Origin of the sequence: Streptomyces sp. UG1 (assembly GCF_049974585.1) — a bacterium.
GTDB lineage: Bacteria > Actinomycetota > Actinomycetes > Streptomycetales > Streptomycetaceae > Streptomyces.
On record NZ_JBNGGG010000027.1, the window covers coordinates 112,436 to 133,589 of the forward strand.

20 protein-coding genes and 3 pseudogenes are annotated in these 21,154 nt (G+C 71.3%); 12 read left to right on the forward strand and 11 right to left on the reverse strand.

The features are described 5' to 3' along the window. The first annotated feature begins 1 nt into the window (after nucleotide 1). The 5 genes from ACP4J3_RS28565 (at nucleotide 2) to ACP4J3_RS28585 (ending at nucleotide 5,227) form a co-directional block, all read left to right on the forward strand. A complete protein-coding gene (locus ACP4J3_RS28565; RefSeq protein ID WP_426538930.1) occupies nucleotides 2-856 on the forward strand; it encodes a TatD family hydrolase in 855 nt (284 codons plus the stop codon). 7 nt (nucleotides 857-863) lie between these two features. Then, complete coding sequence (gene eboE, locus ACP4J3_RS28570; RefSeq protein WP_426538931.1) at nucleotides 864-2,021, forward strand: metabolite traffic protein EboE; 1,158 nt, start codon at nucleotides 864-866, stop codon at nucleotides 2,019-2,021. Then, complete coding sequence (locus ACP4J3_RS28575; RefSeq protein WP_426538932.1) at nucleotides 2,018-3,406, forward strand: alkaline phosphatase family protein; 1,389 nt, start codon at nucleotides 2,018-2,020, stop codon at nucleotides 3,404-3,406. Before eboE ends, ACP4J3_RS28575 begins: the two co-directional genes overlap by 4 nt. Before the next feature lie 85 nt (nucleotides 3,407-3,491). Continuing rightward, complete coding sequence (locus tag ACP4J3_RS28580; RefSeq protein ID WP_426538933.1) at nucleotides 3,492-4,679, forward strand: cytochrome P450; 1,188 nt, start codon at nucleotides 3,492-3,494, stop codon at nucleotides 4,677-4,679. Between the two features lie 38 nt (nucleotides 4,680-4,717). After that, on the forward strand, nucleotides 4,718-5,227 hold the full coding sequence (locus ACP4J3_RS28585) for an O-acetyl-ADP-ribose deacetylase (RefSeq protein ID WP_426538934.1): 510 nt from the start codon (nucleotides 4,718-4,720) through the stop codon (nucleotides 5,225-5,227). 24 nt (nucleotides 5,228-5,251) lie between these two features. Here ACP4J3_RS28585 and ACP4J3_RS28590 read toward each other — a convergent pair. Then, a pseudogene (locus ACP4J3_RS28590) lies at nucleotides 5,252-7,140 on the reverse strand (protein-arginine deiminase domain-containing protein). A gap of 273 nt (nucleotides 7,141-7,413) precedes the next feature. Between ACP4J3_RS28590 and glyA the strand changes: the two are divergent. Continuing rightward, entirely contained in the window at nucleotides 7,414-8,721 is a 1,308-nt protein-coding gene (gene glyA, locus ACP4J3_RS28595) for a serine hydroxymethyltransferase (protein ID WP_426538935.1), read from the forward strand. On the opposite strand, the gene ACP4J3_RS28600 is transcribed toward glyA, so the two are convergent. Further along, the gene (locus ACP4J3_RS28600; RefSeq protein WP_426538936.1) at nucleotides 8,691-9,224 is read right to left on the reverse strand and encodes an aminotransferase class V-fold PLP-dependent enzyme; all 534 of its coding nucleotides are present in this window, start codon (nucleotides 9,222-9,224) and stop codon (nucleotides 8,691-8,693) included. The genes glyA and ACP4J3_RS28600 overlap by 31 nt on opposite strands. A gap of 69 nt (nucleotides 9,225-9,293) precedes the next feature. Between ACP4J3_RS28600 and ACP4J3_RS28605 the strand changes: the two genes are divergently transcribed. Both ACP4J3_RS28605 and ACP4J3_RS28610 read left to right on the forward strand, forming a co-directional pair. Then, on the forward strand, nucleotides 9,294-10,823 hold the full coding sequence (locus tag ACP4J3_RS28605) for an FAD-dependent monooxygenase (protein WP_426538937.1): 1,530 nt from the start codon (nucleotides 9,294-9,296) through the stop codon (nucleotides 10,821-10,823). Between the two features lie 44 nt (nucleotides 10,824-10,867). Beyond that, nucleotides 10,868-11,362 carry a hypothetical protein gene (locus tag ACP4J3_RS28610; protein WP_426538938.1) on the forward strand — a complete coding sequence of 165 codons (495 nt, stop codon included), beginning with the start codon at nucleotides 10,868-10,870 and terminating at the stop codon, nucleotides 11,360-11,362. 27 nt (nucleotides 11,363-11,389) lie between these two features. Here ACP4J3_RS28610 and ACP4J3_RS28615 read toward each other — a convergent pair whose 3' ends face one another. Next, nucleotides 11,390-11,752 carry an ArsR/SmtB family transcription factor gene (locus tag ACP4J3_RS28615; RefSeq protein ID WP_426538939.1) on the reverse strand — a complete coding sequence of 121 codons (363 nt, stop codon included), beginning with the start codon at nucleotides 11,750-11,752 and terminating at the stop codon, nucleotides 11,390-11,392. A 155-nt stretch (nucleotides 11,753-11,907) separates the two neighbouring features. On the opposite strand from ACP4J3_RS28615, the gene ACP4J3_RS28620 reads away from it, so the two are divergent. Together ACP4J3_RS28620 and ACP4J3_RS28625 are read left to right on the forward strand one after the other, a co-directional pair. Then, nucleotides 11,908-13,398: an AlkA N-terminal domain-containing protein gene (locus tag ACP4J3_RS28620; protein WP_426538940.1), complete on the forward strand. Its 1,491-nt coding sequence runs from the start codon at nucleotides 11,908-11,910 to the stop codon at nucleotides 13,396-13,398. A gap of 20 nt (nucleotides 13,399-13,418) precedes the next feature. After that, complete coding sequence (locus tag ACP4J3_RS28625) at nucleotides 13,419-13,901, forward strand: methylated-DNA--[protein]-cysteine S-methyltransferase (RefSeq protein WP_426538941.1); 483 nt, start codon at nucleotides 13,419-13,421, stop codon at nucleotides 13,899-13,901. A 23-nt stretch (nucleotides 13,902-13,924) separates the two neighbouring features. Here ACP4J3_RS28625 and ACP4J3_RS28630 read toward each other — a convergent pair. Together ACP4J3_RS28630 and ACP4J3_RS28635 are read right to left on the reverse strand one after the other, a co-directional pair. After that, a pseudogene (locus ACP4J3_RS28630) lies at nucleotides 13,925-14,296 on the reverse strand (VOC family protein). Then, nucleotides 14,293-15,039: an SIR2 family NAD-dependent protein deacylase gene (locus ACP4J3_RS28635; protein ID WP_426538942.1), complete on the reverse strand. Its 747-nt coding sequence runs from the start codon at nucleotides 15,037-15,039 to the stop codon at nucleotides 14,293-14,295. Before ACP4J3_RS28635 ends, ACP4J3_RS28630 begins: the two are co-directional and overlap by 4 nt. A 78-nt stretch (nucleotides 15,040-15,117) precedes the next feature. Here ACP4J3_RS28635 and ACP4J3_RS28640 point away from each other — a divergent pair, with 78 nt between their 5' ends. Continuing rightward, nucleotides 15,118-15,318: a type II toxin-antitoxin system VapB family antitoxin gene (locus tag ACP4J3_RS28640; protein WP_426538943.1), complete on the forward strand. Its 201-nt coding sequence runs from the start codon at nucleotides 15,118-15,120 to the stop codon at nucleotides 15,316-15,318. Nucleotides 15,319-15,340: 22 nt separating this feature from the next. On the opposite strand, the gene ACP4J3_RS28645 is transcribed toward ACP4J3_RS28640, so the two are convergent. The 6 genes and pseudogenes from ACP4J3_RS28645 to ACP4J3_RS28670 form a co-directional block, all read right to left on the reverse strand. After that, nucleotides 15,341-15,835, reverse strand: coding sequence for an NUDIX domain-containing protein (locus tag ACP4J3_RS28645; protein WP_426538944.1), 495 nt, complete (start codon nucleotides 15,833-15,835; stop codon nucleotides 15,341-15,343). A gap of 317 nt (nucleotides 15,836-16,152) precedes the next feature. Next, nucleotides 16,153-16,662, reverse strand: a pseudogene (locus ACP4J3_RS28650) (ADP-ribosylglycohydrolase family protein); the annotation flags it as partial. A 70-nt stretch (nucleotides 16,663-16,732) separates the two neighbouring features. Beyond that, nucleotides 16,733-17,101: a transposase gene (locus ACP4J3_RS28655; RefSeq protein WP_426538945.1), complete on the reverse strand. Its 369-nt coding sequence runs from the start codon at nucleotides 17,099-17,101 to the stop codon at nucleotides 16,733-16,735. Nucleotides 17,102-17,459: 358 nt separating this feature from the next. Continuing rightward, nucleotides 17,460-17,609 carry a hypothetical protein gene (locus tag ACP4J3_RS28660; RefSeq protein ID WP_426538946.1) on the reverse strand — a complete coding sequence of 50 codons (150 nt, stop codon included), beginning with the start codon at nucleotides 17,607-17,609 and terminating at the stop codon, nucleotides 17,460-17,462. Between the two features lie 60 nt (nucleotides 17,610-17,669). Beyond that, a complete protein-coding gene (locus tag ACP4J3_RS28665; protein ID WP_426538947.1) occupies nucleotides 17,670-18,398 on the reverse strand; it encodes a hypothetical protein in 729 nt (242 codons plus the stop codon). Nucleotides 18,399-18,405: 7 nt separating this feature from the next. Then, a complete protein-coding gene (locus ACP4J3_RS28670) occupies nucleotides 18,406-18,834 on the reverse strand; it encodes a hypothetical protein (protein WP_426538948.1) in 429 nt (142 codons plus the stop codon). Between the two features lie 288 nt (nucleotides 18,835-19,122). On the opposite strand from ACP4J3_RS28670, the gene ACP4J3_RS28675 reads away from it, so the two are divergent. After that, on the forward strand, nucleotides 19,123-21,120 hold the full coding sequence (locus ACP4J3_RS28675) for an ATP-binding protein (protein ID WP_426538949.1): 1,998 nt from the start codon (nucleotides 19,123-19,125) through the stop codon (nucleotides 21,118-21,120). Nucleotides 21,121-21,154: the final 34 nt, after the last annotated feature.

Sequence of the window (21,154 nt, forward strand, 5' to 3'; positions counted from 1 at the left end):
CGTGCGCATCTTCGACCCCCATATCCACATGACCTCCCGCACGACCGACGACTACGAGGCGATGTACGCCGCCGGGGTGCGTGCGCTTGTGGAACCCGCCTTCTGGCTCGGCCAGCCCCGCACCTCGCCGGAGAGCTTCTACGACTACTTCGACGGGCTGCTGGGCTGGGAGCCGTACCGCGCCGCCCAGTTCGGCATCCAGCACTTCTGCACGATCGCCCTCAACCCCAAGGAGGCGAACGATCCGCGCTGCGTCCCGGTCCTCGACGAACTGGACCGCTACCTCGCCAAGGACCGGGTCGTCGCCGTCGGCGAGATCGGCTACGACTCGATGACCCCGGAGGAGGACGAGGCGCTCGCCCGCCAGCTCCAGCTCGCCGTCGAGCACGAGCTGCCCGCCCTCGTGCACACCCCGCACCGGGACAAGGCCGCCGGCACCCGCCGCACCCTGGACGTCGTGCGGGAGTCTGGCATCGCCCCCGAACTCGTCGTCCTCGACCACCTCAATGAGCTCACCGTCGGCATGGTCCTCGACAGCGGCTGCTGGGCCGGGTTCTCGATCTACCCGAAGACCAAGATGAGCGAGGACCGCATGGTCGAGATCCTCAAGGAGCACGGGACCGAGCGGGTGCTGGTCAACTCCGCCGCCGACTGGGGGCGTTCGGATCCGCTGAAGACCCGTAAGACCGCCGATGCCATGCTCGCCGCCGGGTTCGACGAGGACGACGTCGACAAGGTGCTGTGGCGCAACCCCGTCGCCTTCTACGGCCAGAGCGGGCGGCTGGAGCTGGAGGAACCCAAGCCGGACGAGGAGGCCACCTTCCAGGGCAACTCCATTCGTCGCGGGGGAGCGTGAACATCCCATGCGCTTCCAGCACCCGGACGGCAGCACCGTCCACCTCGGCTACTGCAGCAACGTCCACCAGGCGGAGGACCTTCAGGGCGTGATCGCCCAGCTCGCCGAGTACGCCGAGCCCGTGCGTGAGCGACTCGGTGCCGACCGGCTCGGCATCGGGCTGTGGCTGGCGCGGCCCGTCGTCACCGAACTCGCCGAGGACGAGGCGGCGTTGGCGCGGCTGAAGGGCGAGTTGCGGGCGCGCGGTCTGGAGACCGTCACCCTCAACGCCTTCCCGTACGCCGGATTCCACCGCGAGGTCGTCAAGAAGGACGTCTACGAGCCCGACTGGGCCGACGAGGCCCGGCTGCAGTACACCCTGGACTGCGCCCTCGTCCTCGCCGCCCTGCTCCCGGACGACGTCGCCCACGGCAGCGTCTCCACCCTGCCGCTCGCCTGGCGCACTCCGTGGCACCGCGCCTGCTCCGAGGAGGCCCGCCACGCCCTGGACCGGCTCACCACCGGGCTCGCCGCGCTGGAGTCGTGGACGGGCCGCCGTATCCGCGTCGGCTTCGAACCGGAACCCGGGTGCGTCGTCGAGACCACCACCCAGGCGGTACGGGAGCTGGGCGGACTGGACCCCGACCGGCTCGGCATCTGCCTCGACGCCTGCCATCTGGCGGTCCAGTTCGAGAACCCGGCCGAGGCGCTGCGCCGGCTCGGCGAGGCCGGGCTGCCCGTGGTCAAGCTCCAGGCGTCCTGCGCCGTGGAGGCCGCCCGCCCGGCCGACCCCGCGGCCCGCGCGGCACTCCAGCGGCTCGCCGAACCCCGGTTCCTGCACCAGACCCGCACGGTGACCGACGGCGACGTCGTCGGCGTCGACGACCTCCCTCAGGCCCTGGACGGCGACCTGCCCGACGACACCGGGCCCTGGCGCGTCCACTTCCACGCCCCGCTGCACACCGAGCCCGAGCCCCCGCTGCGGACGACCGCCGACCAGCTCGAGCAGGTACTCGACGGGCTGCTGGGCGGCCCGGCGGCCCACTGCGACCACATCGAGGTCGAGACCTACACCTGGTCCGTCCTCCCCGAACCCCCCACCGACCTGCCCGGCGGCATCGCCGCCGAACTCGCCTGGGCCCGCGACCGGCTGACCGGCCTCGGCCTCAAGGAGGACCTCTCATGACCCGCGTGGTCGTACTCGACATCGTCGGCCTGACCCCGAAGCTCCTGCAGCACATGCCGTCCGTCGCCGCCCTCGGCGACCGCGGCTTCCAGGCCCGGCTCGACACCGTGCTCCCCGCCGTCACCTGCACCGTCCAGTCCACCCTCCTCACCGGCGAACCGCCCTCCACACACGGCGCGGTGGCCAACGGCTGGTACTTCCGCGACCTCGGCGAAGTCTTCCTCTGGCGCCAGCACAACGCCCTCGTCGGCGGCGAGAAGATCTGGTCCACGGCCCGCAAGGCGAACCCCGACTACAAGGTCGCCAACATCTGCTGGTGGTACGCGATGGGCGCCGACGTCGACTGGACGGTCACCCCGCGCCCCGTCTACTACTCCGACGGCCGCAAGGAACCCGACTGCTACACCTGGCCCCCGTCCCTGCACGACGAACTCACCGACCGCCTGGGCCCCTTCCCCCTCTTCACCTACTGGGGCCCCAACGCCGGCATGCCCTCCACCCAGTGGATCCTGGGCGCGGCCCGCCACGTCTTCGACGAGAAGCGACCCGACCTCACCCTCGTCTACATCCCGCAGATGGACTACGAGCCCCAGCGCACCGGCCCCGACTCACCCGAGACCATCCGCGCCGCCCGCCGACTCGACGACGCCCTGCGCCCGTTGATCGACCACTTCCTGCGCGAGGGCGCGACGGTGGTGGCGCTCAGCGAGTACGGCATCGCGCCCGCCTCCCGCCCCGTCGACATCAACCGGGCGCTGCGCCGGGCCGGCCTGCTGGAGGTGTACACGCAGGACGGCATGGAGTACCTCGACCCGTGGACCTCGCGCGCCTTCGCGGTCGCCGACCACCAGATCGCCCACGTGTACGTCCGCGACCCGGCCGACACCGAGGCGGTCGCGAAGACCGTCGCCGAACTCGACGGCGTGGAGCGCGTGCTGGACGCCGACGGCAAGGCGGCCCACAGCCTGGACCACGAGCGCTCCGGCGAACTCGTCGCATTCGCCGACCCCGACGCCTGGTTCACGTACTACTACTGGCTCGACGACGACCGCGCCCCCGACTTCGCCCGCCAGGTCGAGATCCACCGCAAGCCCGGCTACGACCCCGCCGAGCTGCTCTACGACCAGACGGTCCCCGCGGTGAAGCTGCGCGCCGTCGGCCAGGTCGCCCGCAAGAAGCTCGGCTTCCGCTACCGCCTCAAGACGGTGCCCCTGGACCCGTCCGGCGTCCGCGGCAGCCACGGCCGCCTGCCCGCCGACCCCGCCGACGGCCCCGTACTCCTGTGCTCGGAGCCGGAGAGGGCCAGGCCGGCGTATGCCGCCACCGAGGTCAAGTCCCTGCTCCTGGGCCTCGCGGGCCTGCGCACCGAAGGAACGCAGAAATAAGGGAGCAGAAACAAGGAACGCAGAAACAAGGAACGCAGAAATAGGGAACGCAGAAATAGGGAACGCAGAAACAAGGACCGTGGAAATGACGACACACCCGCCCCTCCCCACCATCCGCCCCCTGCTCGACCCGGCCCCCGAATACGCCAAGTGGCGGTCCGAGGAGCCCGTGCGCCGGGTGACGATCTGGGGCGACAACAGCCCCTGGCTGATCACCGGCTACGAAGACGCCCGCACGGTCCTCGCCGACCCCCGCTTCAGCGCCGACGCCAACCACCCGGCCTTCCCGCACACCCGCCCCGGCGCGCCCCCGCAGGCCCCCGGCCTCTTCCACCAGATGGACCCGCCGGACCACACCCGGCTGCGCCGCATGCTGATCCCCGACTTCACCTTCCGGCGCATCGAGCAGATGGAGGGGGCGATCCAGCGGATCTGCGACGACCTGCTGGACACGATGACGGCGGACGGCACCTCGGAAGCGGACCTGGTGGTGTCCTACGCCCTGCCGCTGCCCACCCTGGCCATCTGCGAACTGCTCGGCGTCCCCTACGAGGACCACGGCTTCTTCCGCGAGAAGTCCAACGCCCTCACCAGCGTGGCAGGCGACCCGGCGGAGGCCATGTCCGCCCGCATGGCGCTGTACGGCTATCTGCGCGCCCTCATCGAGCGGCGCGCACAGGACCCCGCCGACGACCTGATCTCCCGGCTGGCCACGGAACGCGTGGCGACCGGCGAGGCCACCCTCGACGAGGCCACGGGCATGGTGTCCCTGCTCCTGCTGGCCGGCCACGAGACGACGGCGAACATGTTCCCGCTCGCCGTGATCGCCCTGCTGCACAACCTGTCCCAACTGGACGCCCTGCGGGCCGACGACTCCCTGTGGCCCGGGGCGGTGGAGGAACTCCTGCGCCACCTGACCGTCATCCACTCCGGGATACGGCGCGTCGCCACCGAGGACGTCGAGGTGGCCGGCGTGCGCATCCGCGCCGGCGGGGGCGTGGTCGTGGCGCTCCAGGCCGCCAACCGGGACCCGTCGACGTACTCCGACCCCGACGCGCTCGACGTCCACCGCGACGCCTCCGGCCACCTGGCCTTCGGCCACGGCCTGCACCAGTGCCTCGGCCAGTCGCTGGCCCGCGCCGAACTCCGCCTGGGCCTGTCCACCCTGTTCCGCAGGCTCCCGACCTTGCGCATGACGGCCCCGCCCGACTCACTCGCCCTGTCGACCAGCACGGTCCACGGGGTGCGCTCGCTGCCGGTCGCCTGGAATTGAACCTGCGGTGGTGGCACCGCCCTGCTATAGAGGCAGTCATGACCACCATCAGGCTCGTCCAGGGCGACATCACACGGGAGTCCGCCGACGCGATCGTCAACGCCGCGAACTCCTCCCTCCTCGGTGGGGGAGGAGTCGACGGCGCCATCCACCGCCGCGGCGGCCCCGCGATCCTCGCCGCATGCCGCGACCTGCGCGCCTCCCGGTACGGCGAAGGACTGCCGACGGGACAGGCGGTCGCCACTACGGCCGGGGAACTGGACGCGCGATGGGTGATCCACACGGTGGGCCCCGTCTGGTCCACCTCCGAGGACCGCTCGGACCTGCTGGCCTCGTGCTACCGGGAGTCCCTCCGCGTAGCCGACGAGCTGGGCGCCCGCACGGTCGCGTTCCCCGCGATCTCCACCGGCGTCTACCAGTGGCCGATGGACGACGCGGCACGCATCGCGGTGGAGACGGTGCGGAACACGCCGACCTCTGTCGAGGAGGTGCGGTTCGTGCTGTTCGACGACCGGGCGTACGAGGCGTTCGCCCGGGAGGCCGGCTGAGAACCAAGGCGGCGTCCCGGGGCTCTACGGCTGGCGCCTCCACCAGGCGGCGGAAGTGTCGCGCAGGGTGTTGGTGCCGCAGTGGATCTCGCCCATGCCGACGTGGTACGTGTACCAGTCGTCGACGTACGACACCTTCATGCCGGCGCGCCTGTACGCGGCGGTGACGGCCTCGGTGAAGATGTCCTTGCCGCCGATGACGGGACCCCACTGGCGCGGGGCGAGGTAGCGGTCGCGGGAGAGCAGGACGCCGTTGACCGCGCCCGGGACGTATGCGCTGGTCATGACCGTTTCGGGAGCGGGCGCTGCGGCGCGGTCGAGGAACCTCTGTTGGCCGTGTTTCTCGGCGGCCTCCGTGGCGGCGCTGCCGCCGAGACGGCTCAGCAGCGGCATACGGGTCCGCTCGTCGCCGGTCTCCGTGCCCCGGGTGTACAGGGCGGGCACCCGACGATCTCCCCGTCGGTGATGCCCGTCTCCCGCTTCAGGATCTCCAGGTTGGCCGCGATCTTCCTGGCCGCCATCTCGTTGTCGGCCACCAGATGGCGGGAGGCGAGGGCCTGGTCGATGGTCTCCTTGGGAGCCGGCGCCTCGTCGATGCCCGGCACGGAGAACATCTTGGCCGCGCCGTGGCCGCCCTGCCGCGCGTCGCGCAGGAGCCGCAGTCCGGCCTCGGGGTCGGCGAGGCCGATCCGCCAGCCGCGCGGGGTGTCGGCCGGCAGGAACTGCACGAACTCGTCGACGTGCCCCACGTGCAGCCACGAGGTGTCCAGCAGCAGCGGGTCCTGCAGGCCCTGGGACTTCAGCAGCGTGCGTATCTCCTTCGAGGGGCGTACTCCGCTGCCGTCCTTGCGTTCGCCCATGATGATCCGGCCGGCCGGGAACGACTTGCCGCCCTGTGCGTGCGGAGGGATGGTCTCCAGGTTGCCGAAGGAGTTGAGGGTCTCCCAGCCCTGCATGTCGCGGCCCTTGGCCTGGACGACGCCGATGTCCGGCCCGCGCAGCTTCTCATACAGCGCGCGGCCCGCCTCCCGGTCCTGGGCGGAGCGCAGCATGACGCGCATCGTCCGCTGCCTGCCGTCCGGGCCGGTCATGTTGAGGTAGGCGGGCTCGACGAAGTCCTGGGCCCAGATGTCGCCGTACTTCTCGAAGGTCACCAGCGGCTTGGTGATGCCGGCCTGCCGGGCCTCCTTCTCCAGGTCCTTGACGAACTTCCGCTGGCGCCTGGACCAGGGGTCGTCGCCGTCGTGCTTGGTGACCATCAACTGCTGGGTGTTCTGCAGGGCGTGGTGGGTGAGCAGCGGGGCCGCGCGCAGGGTGACGGTGTCGGAGGCGGTGCCGGCGGACGAGGTCACCTTCAGCCGGATCGCCACGCGGCCGTCCCACTTCGCGCTGTCCCGGATCACGTCCTTGCCCTCGACGCCGAACTCGACTCCGGCGCGCAGCTCGGCCCGCGTAAGGCGGGTCTGCGAAGTGACCCGTTTCCAGAGGCCGTTCCGCTTGACGAAGACCCTGCTCTGCGCGGCGCCCTTGGTGACCTTGACACTGCCCTCGGCATCGGACGGCAGGCTCCTCATCGGCACCGAGCGCACCCGGGCCAGGTCGGCTGCGTCGGCCCTGCCGTTGACCTTCTCGTCGGAGGCGTCGTTGCAGGCGGCCAGTTCGGCGTCGGAGAGCGGGCGGCCGCCCGGGCCGGTGGTCGGGCACCGCTTGCTGTCGTCGTCGATGTTGGGCAGGAAGACCGCCCCTCGTGCCACGGACCAGGTGTCCTCCCCGGCCGTGTCGGTGCCACCGGCGAGGTCGACCCGCCCGTCACGGTCGACGTCCGCCCTCAGATCGACACGCGGCGGCTGAGCCGCGTACACGGGGGCCGGGAGCGCCAGTGCCGCTCCCGTCGTGGTGAGGGCGAGTAACACCCGTCCAGCGTTTCTCGTACGCACATCGCTTCCCTTCGTTCCGTACGGTTGCCCCCGCTGAGGAGGATGAGGGGAAAAGGGCGCTGTGCGTTGGCTGTGAGAGGCGAAGTCGTCCTTGCTGATGCGGGGTTGATGAGCAGACCGTCTCCTCGCGCACCGGGTGCGTCCGTCGCCGAGGGATGCCCCCTTGACCTCTCCCGCGAGCTCCCCTAATCTCCTGGGAGGATCTAATATATTAGTTGCGCATTAGTTGGCCCCCAGGATGGTGCACAGATGGCAACCAGCCCGTCGACCAGCACACTCGCCTCGTCTCTCCTCTCCCACCCGCTGGGCGAGCTCGACCCGGAGGTCGCCGCCGCCGTAGCGGCCGAGCTGCATCGCCAGCAGTCCACCCTCGAGATGATCGCCTCCGAGAACTTCGCCCCGGCCGCCGTCATGGAGGCCCAGGGCTCGGTCCTCACCAACAAGTACGCCGAGGGCTACCCGGGCCGCCGCTACTACGGCGGCTGCGAACACGTCGACGTCGTCGAGCAGTTGGCGATCGCCCGGGTGAAGGAACTCTTCGGCGCCGAGGCCGCGAACGTGCAGCCCCACTCGGGCGCGCAGGCCAACGCGGCGGCGATGTTCGCACTGCTCGACCCCGGCGACACGATCCTCGGCCTCGACCTCGCGCACGGCGGTCATCTGACCCACGGCATGCGGATCAACTACTCCGGCAAGCTGTACAACGTCGTGCCGTACCACGTGCGCGAGTCCGACATGCGCATCGACATGGACGAGGTCGAGCAGCTCGCCCTCGCGTACCGGCCGAAGATGATCGTCGCCGGCTGGTCGGCCTACCCCCGGCGGCTGGACTTCGCCGCGTTCCGCCGGATCGCCGACGCGGTGGGCGCGTATCTGCTGGTGGACATGGCGCACTTCGCCGGGCTGGTGGCCGCGGGCCTGCACCCGAGCCCGGTGCCGTACGCCGATGTCGTCACGACCACCACTCACAAGACTCTCGGCGGCCCGCGCGGCGGCGTGATCCTCAGCCGCGCCGAACTCGCCAAGAAGATCAATTCCGCCGTCTTCCCAGGTCAGCAGGGCGGCCCGTTGGAGCATGTCATCGCGGCGAAGGCGGTGGCCTTCAAGGTGGCGGCGGGGGAGGAGTTCAAGGAGCGCCAGCGGCGCACGCTGTACGGCGCCCGCATCCTCGCCGGGCGGCTGCTGGCCGACGACGTCGCCGAGGCGGGCATCACCGTCCTGACCGGCGGCACCGAGGTCCACCTGGTCCTGGTCGACCTGCGCAACTCCGCGCTCGACGGACAGCAGGCCGAGGACCGGCTGCACCGCATCGGCATCACCGTCAACCGCAACGCGGTGCCCTTCGACCCGCGTCCGCCGATGGTGTCCTCCGGCCTGCGGATCGGCACCCCGGCACTGGCCACCCGCGGCTTCGGCGACCCGGAGTTCCGGGAGGTCGCCGACATCATCGCCGAGGCCCTCAAGGGCGAGCGGCCCGACGACGAACTGCGCGCCCGGGTCGCGAAGCTGGCCTCCGCCCTCCCTCTCTATCCCCACCTGAACGGAGACGCGGCGTAACCGCCACACCGCAGCCGGAGCACCGAGCAGGTCGACGACGTACCGACGTACTGCCTGTTCCCGCGCGGTCCGGAGGCGCCCCGATGGATCCTCCGGCCGGGCGTGTGCTCACCGTCGACTGCCCCGAGGGGCCCGGCGTCGTCCACGCCTGGAACCTGTCGACTCCTTCGACGGCTCACGGCAGCGGCGCCTCCGGCATCGCCCGATGCCTCCGTCGTCAGTCCCTCCGCCGTGTTGCAGATCGCGAGGGAGGCCCGGGCCGCCGACTCCAACCCGTAGTGGGACGGGGCCGGTTGGGCGCAGTGGTGGCCGGCGCGGACCGCGATTTTCCGTCGCGGTCCAGCCAGTCGGCGACGGTGGCCGGGTGGTGTCCGGCGAGGGTGAAGGTGAGCACGGCGGACAGGGCCCGGCGCCGCATACGCCGTCAGCCCGTCCTCGTAAGCTGCGACGGCCTCGCGGTCGAGGGACGTCAGGCCGATCACGGCGGCCGGCAGTCCGACCATCACCCCTGGAACCGACTTGGTTCGGACCGCTCAATCAGTCCCGGGTGGACCCCTGTCTACCGTGGGCTCATGACGTCACCGCTGGATGTGCTGGTCGTGGGCGCCGGGCCCACGGGGCTCGCGCTCGCCGCCCGACTGAGCGCCCACGGAACCCCGTTCCGTATCGTCGACCGTTCCCTCGACCGGGTACGCGAGTCCCGGGCGCTCGGCATCCAACCCCGCACCCTGGAGGCGCTCGCGGGGTTCGGTGTGACCGAGGAGCTGGTGGCCCGGGGCAATCCCGCGATGGGGCTGCGCCTGCACCTGAGCGGGCGTACCGTCTCGGTGCCGCTGTTCGACATCGGGGCGACCGACACGCCGTACCCCTTCCTGCTGTTCCTGTCGCAGGCCGAGACGGAGGGCGTGCTCGGGGAGCATCTGGTGGAGCGGGGCGTGACGGTCGAGCGCGGTGTCGAGGTCGTCCGGCTGGAGCGGCGGGGATCGCACGCCGTGTGCCGGCTGCGCGGCCGGGACGGCGGGGAGGAGACCGTGACGGCCCGATACGTCGTCGGGTGCGACGGCGCCCACAGCACCGTGCGCGCGCAGGCGGGCATCGGCTTCGAGGGCTACGCCTATCCGCAGACGTACCTGCTCGCCGACCTGGAGGTCGACGGACTGGAGCCGGGTGCCGTGCACTCGTACATGTCGGGGCGCGGGATGCTGTTCTTCTTCCCGCTCGGCTCGCCCGCCCCCTGGCGCATGCTCGCCATGCGGCCGTCCGACGCCCCCGACGGCAAGGTGACGTTGCCGCTGCTGCAGCGGATCGCCAAGCGGTACGGCGCGGAAGGGGTGGTCCTGCGCGATCCCGTCTGGATGACCGACTTCCGCCTCCACAACCGCGGCGCGACCCGCTACCGCTCCGGGCCCTTCTTCCTCGCCGGCGACGCGGCCCACATCCACAGCCCGGCCGGGGCGCAGGGCATGAACACCGGCATCCAGGACGCCCTCAACCTGGGCTGGAAGCTGGCCCTCGTGTGCCGGGGCGCCGCGCCGGAGGAACTGCTCGAGACGTACGGAGCCGAGCGCGCCCCGGTCGGCCGTGACGTACGGCGCTTCACCGACCGCGCGTTCGTCATCGGCACCAGCCCTCACCCCGTCCTGCGGTTCGCCCGCTCCCGGCTCGTCCCGCATCTCGCCCCACTGGCACGACACGCGACCGCGCCCCGCCGCAGGGTCTTCCGCACCGTCTCCGAACTGGGCATCCACTACCGCCGCAGCCCCGCCTCGACGTCCGGCACCCGGCCGCCCCGCCGCGGCCCACGGGCCGGCGACCGGCTGCCCGACCTGCCCCGCGGACTCCAGGCACGGACCGCCGGACCCGGTTGGCAGCTGCTCCTTACCGGGCCGCCGCACCTCTGGCCGGACGAGCGACTCGCCCCGGTCCTCACCGGCCGCACCGACCTGATCACCGTGCACCGGCTCGGCGACCGGGGCCCCTGGCCGGGCGTCGCCCAGGGACTCGTACGGCCCGACGGTCACCTCGGCTACGTCGCACGCGGCGTGGACCTGGAGGGCCTGCGGGCCTACGTCGCCCACTGGCTGCCGACCGGGCCGGCCTGACGCGCACGGTGAACGCCTGCCGCCCTTGATTCGTACCCCCCTTCGTGCAGCTACACAGAGGAAGCAGCAGCAGAGGAAGGACCGGCCGCCGCCTCAGGACGGCCGGCAGCCTGGTTCTCCTGCTCACCGTCACCGCGTGCGGCGGCGGTGACGACAGCGGTGATGACAAGAGAACCTCCGCGAAGGACAGTCCGACGAACGTCTCCGCCACCGTGGCCGGCGTCGTGGCACCGGCGAAGGTCGAGGTGATCGCCGGTCTGACCGGCTGCGAGGTCCAGATCCGGACCGAGGCGGACCAACTGCGCGAGGGCCTGTGCCACACGGCGAAGGGCGACTACCGCATCACCACGTTCCCCGCGGAGAAGTACAAGCTGACCTGGTTGGACGCGGCCGCCGTCTACGGCGGCAAGTACCTCGTCGGCACCCGTTGGGTGGTCAGCGGAAAACCGGCGGTACTGGAGCGCCTCCGGCCCCGACTGGGCGGAACCATCCAGCAGTTGAGGGGCGTGGGGCCGGCTCCGGGCCCGAGCGCGTCGTGACGCCGTCGGACCGGGGAGCGGGAGGGCTCACTCGGCCGCGTCGCTGATGCCCAGCCGTAGATGCTCCACGTGGTACACGGCCTGGTCGAGCAGCTCGGCGACATGGTGGTCGTGCAGCGCGTACACCACCGACCGCCCGCGCCGCTCGCCCACGACCAGGCCGAGGTTGCGCAGCAGCCGCAGTTGGTGCGAGCAGGCGGACTGCTCCATGCCCACCTCGGCCGCCAGCTCCGTGGCCGGCAGCGGCCCCTCGCGCAGCCGCGCCAGGATCAGCAGGCGGGAGGGCGTGGACAGGGCCTGGAGGGTGGTGGCCACCTTGGCCACGTTGGCCGCGTCGAGGCGTACGCGCTCGGGGGCGTCCTGTGCGGCGGTGACGGCTCCATGACCCATGAGGGCCATCTTACCCATTGCACATACATGCATGAATGAGTATTCATGCATTGCTCTTCTGGTCCTCGCCAGGCGATCCGGCGGCTTCCAGGACACGCGAGGTTGATGTCGGATTCTCGCCAGCCCCGGCCCTGTCCCGTCGTCATGCTGGACGCATGCAGAAGGGGATGCACACCGACACGGAGCGCTGCGTGCGCGCCGTCCAGTCCAAGGACGCCCGCTTCGACGGCTGGTTCTTCACGGCGGTCGTCACGACCGGGATCTACTGCCGGCCGAGTTGCCCGGTGGTCGCGCCCAAGCCGGAGAACATGCGGTTCCACCCGAGCGCCGCCGCCTGCCAGCAGGCCGGCTTCCGCGCCTGCAAGCGCTGCCGCCCGGACACCAGCCCCGGCTCTCCGGAGTGGAACCAGCGCGCCGACCTCGTGGCCCGCGCGATGCGCCTGATCGCCGACGGCGTCGTCGACCGCGAGGGCGTACCCGGCCTCGCCACCCGGCTCGGCTACAGCACCCGGCAGATCGAACGCCAGCTCCTCGCCGAACTCGGCGCCGGCCCGCTCGCCCTGGCCCGCGCCCAGCGCGCCCAGGCGGCCCGCCTCCTCATCGAGACGACGCAACTGCCCATGGCGGACATCGCCTTCGCGGCCGGTTTCGCGTCCATCCGCACCTTCAACGACACCGTCCGCGAGGTCTTCGCCCTCTCCCCGACGGACCTGCGCGGCCGCGCCCCCCGCAGCAATCCGGGGACCTCGGCGAACACCGGGGGCGCCCTCACGCTCCGCCTGCCGTTCCGCGCCCCGCTCAACCCCGACAACCTCTTCGGCCACCTCGCGGCGACCGCCGTACCCGGCGTCGAGGAGTGGCGGGACGGCGCCTACCGGCGCACGCTCAGGCTGCCGCACGCCCACGGCATCGTGTCCCTGACCCCCCGGCCCGACCACATCGCCTGCCGCCTCACCCTCGGCGACCTGCGCGATCTGACCGTCGCGATCAGCCGGTGCCGCCGGATGCTCGACCTGGACGCCGATCCGGTCGCCATCGACGACCAGTTGCGCGCGGATCCCCTGCTGGCGCCCCTGGTCGACAAGGCGCCCGGACGCCGGGTCCCGCGCACGGTCGACGAGGCGGAGTTCGCCGTACGGGCCGTGCTCGGCCAGCAGGTCTCCACGGCCGCCGCCCGCACCCACGCGGCCCGCCTGGTCACCGCCCACGGCGAGCGGATCGACGACCCCGAGGGCGGTCTCACGCACCTCTTCCCGTCCCCCGAGGCGTTGGCGACCGCGGACCCGGAGTCCCTGGCGATGCCGCGCTCCCGCCGGACGACCTTCACCACCTTGGTCCGCCGACTCGCCGACGGCGAGGTGCGCCTGGGTCCCGACAGCGACTGGCCCGAGACCCGAGCCCGTCTCCTGTCCCTCCCCGGCTTCGGCCCCTGGACGGTCGATGTCATCGCCATGCGCGCCCTCGGCGACCCCGACGCCTTCCTCCCCACCGACCTCGGCATCCGCCGCGCCGCCCAGGAACTGGGCCTGCCGTCCACCCCGGCAGCCCTCACGGCCCGCGCTGCGGCCTGGCGCCCCTGGCGGGCGTACGCCGTCCAGTACCTGTGGGCGACGGACAGCCACCCGATCAACTTCCTCCCCGTGTAATCCCCGTGTAAGGAAAACCAGTGAAGCAGCACACCGTCATCGACAGCCCGTACGGCCCGCTCACGCTCGTCGCCGAGGACGGCGTCCTGTGCGGCCTCTACATGACCGGCCAACGCCACCGCCCACCCGAGGAGACCTTCGGAGAGCGGGACGAGACGCCCTTCGGTGAGACGATCGACCAACTGGAGGCCTATTTCAGGGGCGAGTTGAAGGAGTTCACCCTGGAACTGCGCCTGAACGGCACCGACTTCCAGCGCCGGGTCTGGAACCAGCTCTGCACGATCCCCTACGGCGAGACCCGCTCCTACGGCCAACTCGCCGACGCCCTCGGCAACTCCGGCGCCTCCCGCGCGGTCGGCCTCGCCAACGGCAAGAACCCGATCGGCATCATCGTCCCCTGCCACCGCGTCGTCGGGACCAACGGCAGCCTCACCGGCTACGGCGGCGGCCTGGACCGCAAGAAGCGCCTGCTGGACTTCGAGAGCGGATCGGCGCTGTTCTGAACCCGGCCCGCCCCGGTCCCGGTTCAGCCGCCCACCCGCTCCCCGGCACCGCGCTCCACACAGAACTCGTTGCCCTCCGGATCGGCGAGGACCGCCCAGCCCGTGCCGTCCGGATTGCGGCGGTCGTCGACCAGGGCGGCACCGAGCCCGAGAACCCGCTCGACCTCCTCGTCCCGGGTCCGATCCTGCGGCTCCAGGTCCAGATGCACCCGGTTCTTGACGGACTTGGGCTCGGGGACGGTGACGAACAGCAGCCCGGCCCCTTCGATCAGCGCTTACTCGTCCCCCGGCGGGCCGCCCTCGTGCACGGGCAGGCCCAGCACCCGGGACCAGAACCCGGCGAGGCGGTGGGCGTCGGTGGAGTCGATCGTCACATGGCGGATCCGAGGGGTCATGATCGCATCCTCGGCCACTCGCCGAGCCCGCGCAGCAGCTCCGGCAGCGCCGTGCCGATCGGCTCCCGGATCACCTCGTCGGCGAGTTCGTCGTACGGCGTCGGCTCGGCGTTGACGATGACGAGCCGGGCGCCGTGGTCGGACGCCACGCCCGCGAGCCCGGCGGCGGGCTGCACCTGAAGGCTGGTGCCGACGGCGATGAACACCTGGCACGCCTTGGTGATCGCGACCGCCTCACCGAGCACCGCCGGATCGAGCCGCTCGCCGAACATCACCGTCGCCGACTTCAGGATCCCGCCGCAGTCCAGACACGGCGGATCGGCCTCGCCGGCCTCGACCCGGGCCAGCGCGTCCTCCATCGGCCCGCGCGCATCGCACTTGGTGCACAGCACGCTCCGAACGCTGCCGTGCAGTTCGAGTACCTTGCGGGCGGGCATCCCGGCGAGCTGGTGCAGCCCGTCCACGTTCTGCGTGATCACCCGCACCGGCACGCCCGACATCGCCAGCTCGGCCACCGCCCGGTGCGCGGCGTTGGGCTCGGCCCCGAGCGTCCGGTTCCGGCGCCGCAGCTGCCACGAGCGGCGCCGGATCTCCGGGTCGCCCATGTAGTACTCGTACGTCACGAGCTTCTCGGCCTCCGGATCCCGGCGCCACAGCCCGTTCGGGCCGCGGTAGTCGGGGATCCCGGAGTCCGTGCTGATACCGGCACCGCTGAGGATCGCGACGAGGGGCGGCTTGGTCATGCTGCCGAGGGTAGGACGGGCGAGGTGAGAGCGGCGAATGGATATTCGACCGAGCGGGTGTGGTGCTAACGTCCCGGCATGGCCAAGGTCACCGTGTCACTGGATGCCGAACTCGTCGTGGAAGCCATGGTCCTCGCGGGCGTGGGCAACCCCCAGGACGCCGTCGAACTCGTCGTCCGCGACTACATCGAGCGCGGCCACCGCACAGAGGCCCGGGTCGCCGAACGCGACGAGGCGCTGCGCGCGGTGGACGTGAAGCCGAGGGACGTCGAGGGCTGAGCGCGCCCCGCCCGCCTCCTGGTCAGCCCACCCGGTGACCGTTCTCCAATTCTGCCGTCGCGCCGCCGTCGGCGAGCACGTCCAGCGCGGCCAGGCAGCGGCGGCCCAGCGCGCCCGGCAGATGCGCGGTGAGCTCCTCGCGCGCCACCAGCCGCCAGGACAGCAGCTCCTCCTCCTGCAACCGGATCGCCTTGAGGTCGTCCTCGCCGAGGACCCCGCCGTCGTACAGATACGCCACCAGCGGCGGCCGCCCCGCCCCGTGCACCCAGTCCACCGCGAGCAGCCGGCCGAGCGCCCGGTCCAGGCCGATCTCCTCGGACGTCTCCCGGCGCGCGCCCTGGCGGGGCGTCTCGCCGTCGTCGGACTCGATCGTGCCGCCCGGAAGCGCCCAGCCCTCACGGTAGTTGGGCTCCACGAGCAGCACCCGGCCCTCGGCGTCCCGGAAGAGAGCGGCGGCACCGGCGAGGACGCGGGGGAGACCCGCGATGTACGTGGCGAAGTCTTGCGTCGTGGTCATTGGGGAAGGGTAACCAGCCCACGCGACCACACCCCGGCCGCCCGCCCCGCCCACGGAAGCACCGGCCCGGCTCCAGAAGCCCACGCCCCGCGCGGAGAAGCGCCCCGGGCGCCCGCCCGCGGAAGCGCCTCCGGCGCCCCCTCACGTACCGCCACTGCCGCGCGCACCGCCGCCTGAACCTTCCGCCTCCGCCCACGCGCGCACCGTCTGGACCTCCGCTTTCGCCTCCGCGCGCACCGTCTGGACGTCCGCCTCCTCCTCCGCCCGCCGTGCGCACCGCTTAGGCCTCCTCCTCCGCCCCCGTCACGATCCGCCGCCTAGCCATCCCCCTCCACCCCCGCGAGCCGCACCGTCCGCTCCGCCAGCTCGCTGATCCGCACCCCGTCGAACCCGAACACCGCACTGCGGACCGTGTCCTCCAGCGGCGCGGTCCACTGGTCCGGGATCGCCTCCGCGCCGGTCAGCACCCCCGCCACCGACCCGGCCGTCGCCCCGTTGGAGTCGGTGTCCAGGCCGCCGCGCACGGTGAGGGTGATGGTCCGGGTGAAGTCGCCGTCGCCGTACAGCAGCCCGGCGGTGAGCACGGCCGCGTTCGGAATGGTGTGGATCCAGCCGAGCCCGGCGGTCTCCTCGGCGACCGTGGTGAGCGTGTCCTCCCAGGTCATCCGGGTGTCGTGGAGCGAGACGACCCGGCGCACGGTACGGGCGAGGCGGCTGCTCGCCGGAATCACCGCGAGCGCCCGGTCGACCGCCTCCCGGATCGTGGCCGCCGTGAACGCCGCCGCGATCAGCGCCGCCGCCCACATCGCGCCGTACACGCTAAAACCCCGTTCTTGTGGCTACTCCGGGGGGTTAAGAAGTGACCCAAGGGGACCGATGACACCCCCTGTGTCAACCTCACACTGCTTGAGCCAGGTTGGGTTGGGCCGAGAAGCCTCTCGCCGCATCGTGCCGTGCGGGGTCGTAGGGCTCGTGGTTGAGCCAGCAGCGGTAGATCACGCGGATCCATGCGCGGGCCAGGACCCGGGTGGCGTGCGGGTGGTCCATGCCGCGGGCTCGGGCTCGCTGGGAGACGTCTGCTGCCCAGGGGCTCTCGTGGCGGCTGTTGTCCGCGAAGTTCGTGACGGCCTGGCGGAGGCGCTTGTTGCAGGCCCAACTGTAGGAGGCTACGCGCATGCGGCCGGACGCCTTGGTGACCTGGGCGACGCCCGTGAACGCGGCAACGGCGTCCGGCGTGTCGTAGGCGTCGCGGAGTTCCCCCCCCACTCGGCCGGCATCTGGGCGGCGTTGACACGTCCGGCTCGGGGCAGCGAGGCGAAGATCCGGCCGTCGGGGTGCTGTCCCAGGTTTGTCGACCGAGCGGTCGAGGTCCTTCTTGACGCTGCCCAGGGTCGCAGCACGGTCACCAGGGCCATGACGGCGTCCCGTCCGGCCTCGGTGTGGTGTTCGGCCGTGACGCCGGGCGGTGCCGCGCGCAGGCGCCTGACCAGCTCTTCGGCGGTGCGTCGGCCCGAGTAGCCGGGGTCCGGTCGCTGGCGAGCGAGAAGCCGGGCCTTCGGCATGTGCTGGATGGACTGGCCCCTGTCGGTCTGGTGCTGGAACACCGGCCTGGTGGGGGCCGCTTCTAGGCGGCGATCGGCTTCGGCTGGGTCTGCTTGCGCGGGAGCAGGGCTTGTAGGCGGTCCCGCTGCTTGGGGGTGAGTGGGGGAGCCTGGTCGGCCAGTTTCTGGGCGTAGCGCCGAATGTCGGCGATCTCCGCAGCGGTCAACGCCATCAGTGATCTCCTCATCAAGGTATACATCCTCGAGGACGGCCATAGTGCTGGATCGCGGTGTCACTGGGCCGGGCAGTTCGCGGCATACATTCCGGTTGGATCGGCCGGCAGGGGAGTGAGGCGGCTCCAGGGGCTCCGGCGGCGCCGGCCCGTCGTCCGGTTCCCCCGGGGACCGAAGCGCTCTGGGGTCAGGGCGTCGGCATCCGTGCGCTGTGCGGCTGCGGTCTGGGGTGTCGGTTCGCGGCCGCTGTGGGGTGAGCGCGGTGCCTGCTCGGCACCGGCTGCCGCCTTGCGAGCCCGGCCTGCCGGGGCTGTCGGTCCTGCGTGGTGTGCGGTTATCGAAGCGGCGACGGCGCCCCCGGTTTGGATGGCGAGTGCGGGGATCGGACGGAGGGCGACAGCGGCCGCGGCTGCAGTCTGTGAGTTGCTGGGGCGCTCGGCGGGTGTCGCAGGGTCGAGACGGGAAACGGTCCTTGATGAACGCTGTGTGTCGTCCCTGGGCGGAGGGCCGGAGGTCTCCTCGGCCATCCACACCTGCTCGCCCCGGCCCAGGTCGTGGCTGTCGGCGAAGACGGCGACCTGCCACAAGGCGGCGGCCAGGGTGCGGGCCATGGGCGCAACTAGCGGGTCGGCGCGCGCGACGGTCTTGCGCAGCGTGGTGGCAATCCGCTCCCACAGCAGTGCCTGGCCGGCTTCCGCGGCGGTGGGGGTGTAGGCGTCGATGCGGTCGCGGACACCAGTGCGCCAGGCGGACACACCTGGTTCCGGGACGAACTGCCGTTCCAGCACGGGTGGTTCACCCCCGCCCGGCCGGCGGGGCGGCGCGGTGGGCGCCGTGGTCCACCCGGACCAGACGGCCGCGCTTTTCCGGCCGGGACATGCTGGAGTACGCGCCGGCCAGCGGCGCATCATGGGCCTGGTGGACCTGCTCCGGGCTCCAGGTGCGGGCCGGGTCCTGGGCCAGCAGCAGCGCGATCCGCTCGGTCATCGCCGGCCGCGTCCGGCCCGGGTCCACGGCCGGACCGTCGCCAGCGGCTGCCTCCGCGACCGGGCCGGCGGACAGGGAGCGCCGGCGCTCGACCGGGGCCGGGACGGCCTGTCCGGCCGGCAGCCGCTCGCGCACCGCGGCGAGGCGTTCTTGAAGGTCTTTTTCCTGGTGGCGCAAGTCGTCGAGGACCTGGCCGGCGCCGGTGAGCAGGTGGTGGACATCATCGGGTGTGGTCACGAGCGGGAACCTGGCCTCTCAGCGAGGTGGTCATGCCCGGGCGGCCGGCAAACCCCCGGATCGGGCGAAGTCCGTCCACGGATCCGGAAGATGATCACTCATAGCGTGGAATCCTCCGCCGCGCGGCCCCTCAGCGTCCCTGGTCACCGCAATACATCGGAACCCCACCGTGGGTCGCCTTCATCCACGTATGCCGGTGCGCGCCGATAGGCTGGCGAGCGACCATCATCGAGAGGGGGAGTCATGGCGCTGACAACGTCCTTGGCGGGTCGCGTTCGGAATACCAGCTTGCCCAAGAGCCACGCACTCCTGCCCCTCCTCGAGGCGATCGTGAACGGCATTCAGGCGATCGATGCACGGAGCGAGGGGACGGACGCGCCCGGCCGGATCGACGTGAGGGTTCACCGCGACTCCCAGGCGGAGCTCGACTTCGGCCCCGCGGGACCAGGCCGCACGCCCATGAAGCCGATCGTCGGCTTTACCGTCGCCGACGACGGCGTGGGGTTCACGGAGCAGAACATGTCTTCGTTCGAGACCTTGGACAGTGACTTCAAGTCCGATCTCGGATGCCGGGGCATCGGCCGGCTCCTGTGGCTCAAAGCCTTCGACCGGGTGTCGGTCCGCAGCGCATACGAGGACGACGACGGGCAGCTCCGAGGACGCCAGTTCAGGTTCTCGGTCGAGCGTGAGGTCGAGCAGGACGGAGAGGCCGACGGGTTCGCCCGCCCGGGAGCGGTCGTCAGCCTCGACGGCTTCAAGAAGTCGTTCCAGCAGCACGCACCGAAGGGCGTCGACGCTATCGCGCGCGAGGTGTTCGAGCACTGCATCTGGTACTTTCTCCGGCCCGGCGGTGCACCCGTAGTGACGATTGCGGACGACGACGAGACGGTGTCGCTGGCCGACCTGATGAACGAGTTCGTCGACTCGGCGATGACGTCGTCGACGATCGAGGTCAAGGGCCAGAAATTCGACATGCTGAACCTCCGCCTGAAGGCCACCGCGCGGAACTCCGTCCCCCGCCTCCACTGGTGCGCGGCGAGCCGCGTTGTCATTGAGGAGAACCTGAGCGGGAAGGTGCCCGGGCTCCACGGCAAGCTCGTGGACGAGGCCTCCGGCGAGTTCGTCTACGCGTGCTACCTGGCCTCGGACTTCCTCGACGAGCGCGTCCGCGCCGACCGGACGGCCTTCGAAATCAGCGACCGCATCGCCGGGCAGCCGCTCGTCGACGACCTCTCGCTCGATGACATCCGCGACGCCGTCCTCGAAGAGGTTGCGAAGATCCTGAAGGACCCGCTCGAGTCGGCCCGCGAGCAGGGGAAGCAGCGCGTGCACGACTTCGTGACCAAGCGCGCGCCGCGGTACCGGCCCGTGCTCGCCAAGATCGAGGAGCGCGGCATCACGGTCGACCCGTCGGTCAAGGACCAGGACCTCGAGCTCCAACTCCACCGGCACCTGCAGAAGATCGAGTCCGACGCGTTCGTGCAGGGGCAGGAGATCTTCGCGGAGGCCGAGGCGGAGCCGGCCGAGGACTACGCGGAGCGGCTCGCCGCCTACCTCGCCACTGTCAGCGAGATCAACCAGTCGGATCTGGCCGCGTACGTCTCGCGCCGCCGCACGGTGCTGGATCTGCTCGGGCGTCTGATCCGCGCCGACAAGGACGGGAAGTACAGCCGGGAGGACGCGATCCACTCGCTGATCGTCCCGATGCGGACGGAGTCCAACGAGCTCGCCTCCGACGGGTCGAACCTGTGGATCATCGACGAGAGGCTCGCCTTCCACGACTACCTCGCTTCCGACAAGACGCTGAAGAGCATGCCGGTCACGGGGTCCGAGTCAACGAAGGAGCCCGACATCCTCGCGACCCGGCTCATCGACTCTCCGGTGCTCGCCGCGGAGGGGCAGAAGCTGCCCCTGCCGTCGATCGTCGTGGTCGAGATCAAGCGCCCGATGCGCAAGGACGCCACCGAGGACAAGAACCCCATCCAGCAGTGTCTGGACTACGTCAAGAGGATCCGAGCCGGGGGAGTGCTGACCGCGACCGGGAGGCCGATCCCGCCGACCCACGAGCCACCGGCGTTCTGCTATATCATTGCCGATCTCACGGACAGGATGATCGAGCGGTGCGAGATCTCGAACCTGCGGCCGACCCACGACGGCCTCGGGTACTTCGGCTTCAATGACTCCGCGAAGGCGTACATCGAGGTCATGAGCTTCGACGGGCTGGTCAACTCGGCCACGGAGCGGAACAGGGCGTTCTTCGACAAGCTGGGTTTGCCGTCCGGCTAGATGGACCTGCCCTTGCCGGAAACTTCGTCCGTGC

What these genes read in the sequence shown, in the direction of transcription:
- eboE (WP_426538931.1), top strand. Translation starts at nt 864, where the DNA reads ATGCGCTTCCAGCACCCGGACGGCAGCACCGTCCACCTCGGCTACTGC.
- ACP4J3_RS28575 (WP_426538932.1), top strand. Translation starts at nt 2,018, where the DNA reads ATGACCCGCGTGGTCGTACTCGACATCGTCGGCCTGACCCCGAAGCTC.
- ACP4J3_RS28580 (WP_426538933.1), top strand. Translation starts at nt 3,492, where the DNA reads ATGACGACACACCCGCCCCTCCCCACCATCCGCCCCCTGCTCGACCCG.
- ACP4J3_RS28585 (WP_426538934.1), top strand. Translation starts at nt 4,718, where the DNA reads ATGACCACCATCAGGCTCGTCCAGGGCGACATCACACGGGAGTCCGCC.
- glyA (WP_426538935.1), top strand. Translation starts at nt 7,414, where the DNA reads ATGGCAACCAGCCCGTCGACCAGCACACTCGCCTCGTCTCTCCTCTCC.
- ACP4J3_RS28600 (WP_426538936.1), bottom strand. Translation starts at nt 9,224, where the DNA reads ATGGTCGGACTGCCGGCCGCCGTGATCGGCCTGACGTCCCTCGACCGC.
- ACP4J3_RS28605 (WP_426538937.1), top strand. Translation starts at nt 9,294, where the DNA reads ATGACGTCACCGCTGGATGTGCTGGTCGTGGGCGCCGGGCCCACGGGG.
- ACP4J3_RS28615 (WP_426538939.1), bottom strand. Translation starts at nt 11,752, where the DNA reads ATGGGTCATGGAGCCGTCACCGCCGCACAGGACGCCCCCGAGCGCGTA.
- ACP4J3_RS28620 (WP_426538940.1), top strand. Translation starts at nt 11,908, where the DNA reads ATGCAGAAGGGGATGCACACCGACACGGAGCGCTGCGTGCGCGCCGTC.
- ACP4J3_RS28635 (WP_426538942.1), bottom strand. Translation starts at nt 15,039, where the DNA reads ATGACCAAGCCGCCCCTCGTCGCGATCCTCAGCGGTGCCGGTATCAGC.
- ACP4J3_RS28640 (WP_426538943.1), top strand. Translation starts at nt 15,118, where the DNA reads ATGGCCAAGGTCACCGTGTCACTGGATGCCGAACTCGTCGTGGAAGCC.
- ACP4J3_RS28645 (WP_426538944.1), bottom strand. Translation starts at nt 15,835, where the DNA reads ATGACCACGACGCAAGACTTCGCCACGTACATCGCGGGTCTCCCCCGC.
- ACP4J3_RS28660 (WP_426538946.1), bottom strand. Translation starts at nt 17,609, where the DNA reads ATGGCGTTGACCGCTGCGGAGATCGCCGACATTCGGCGCTACGCCCAG.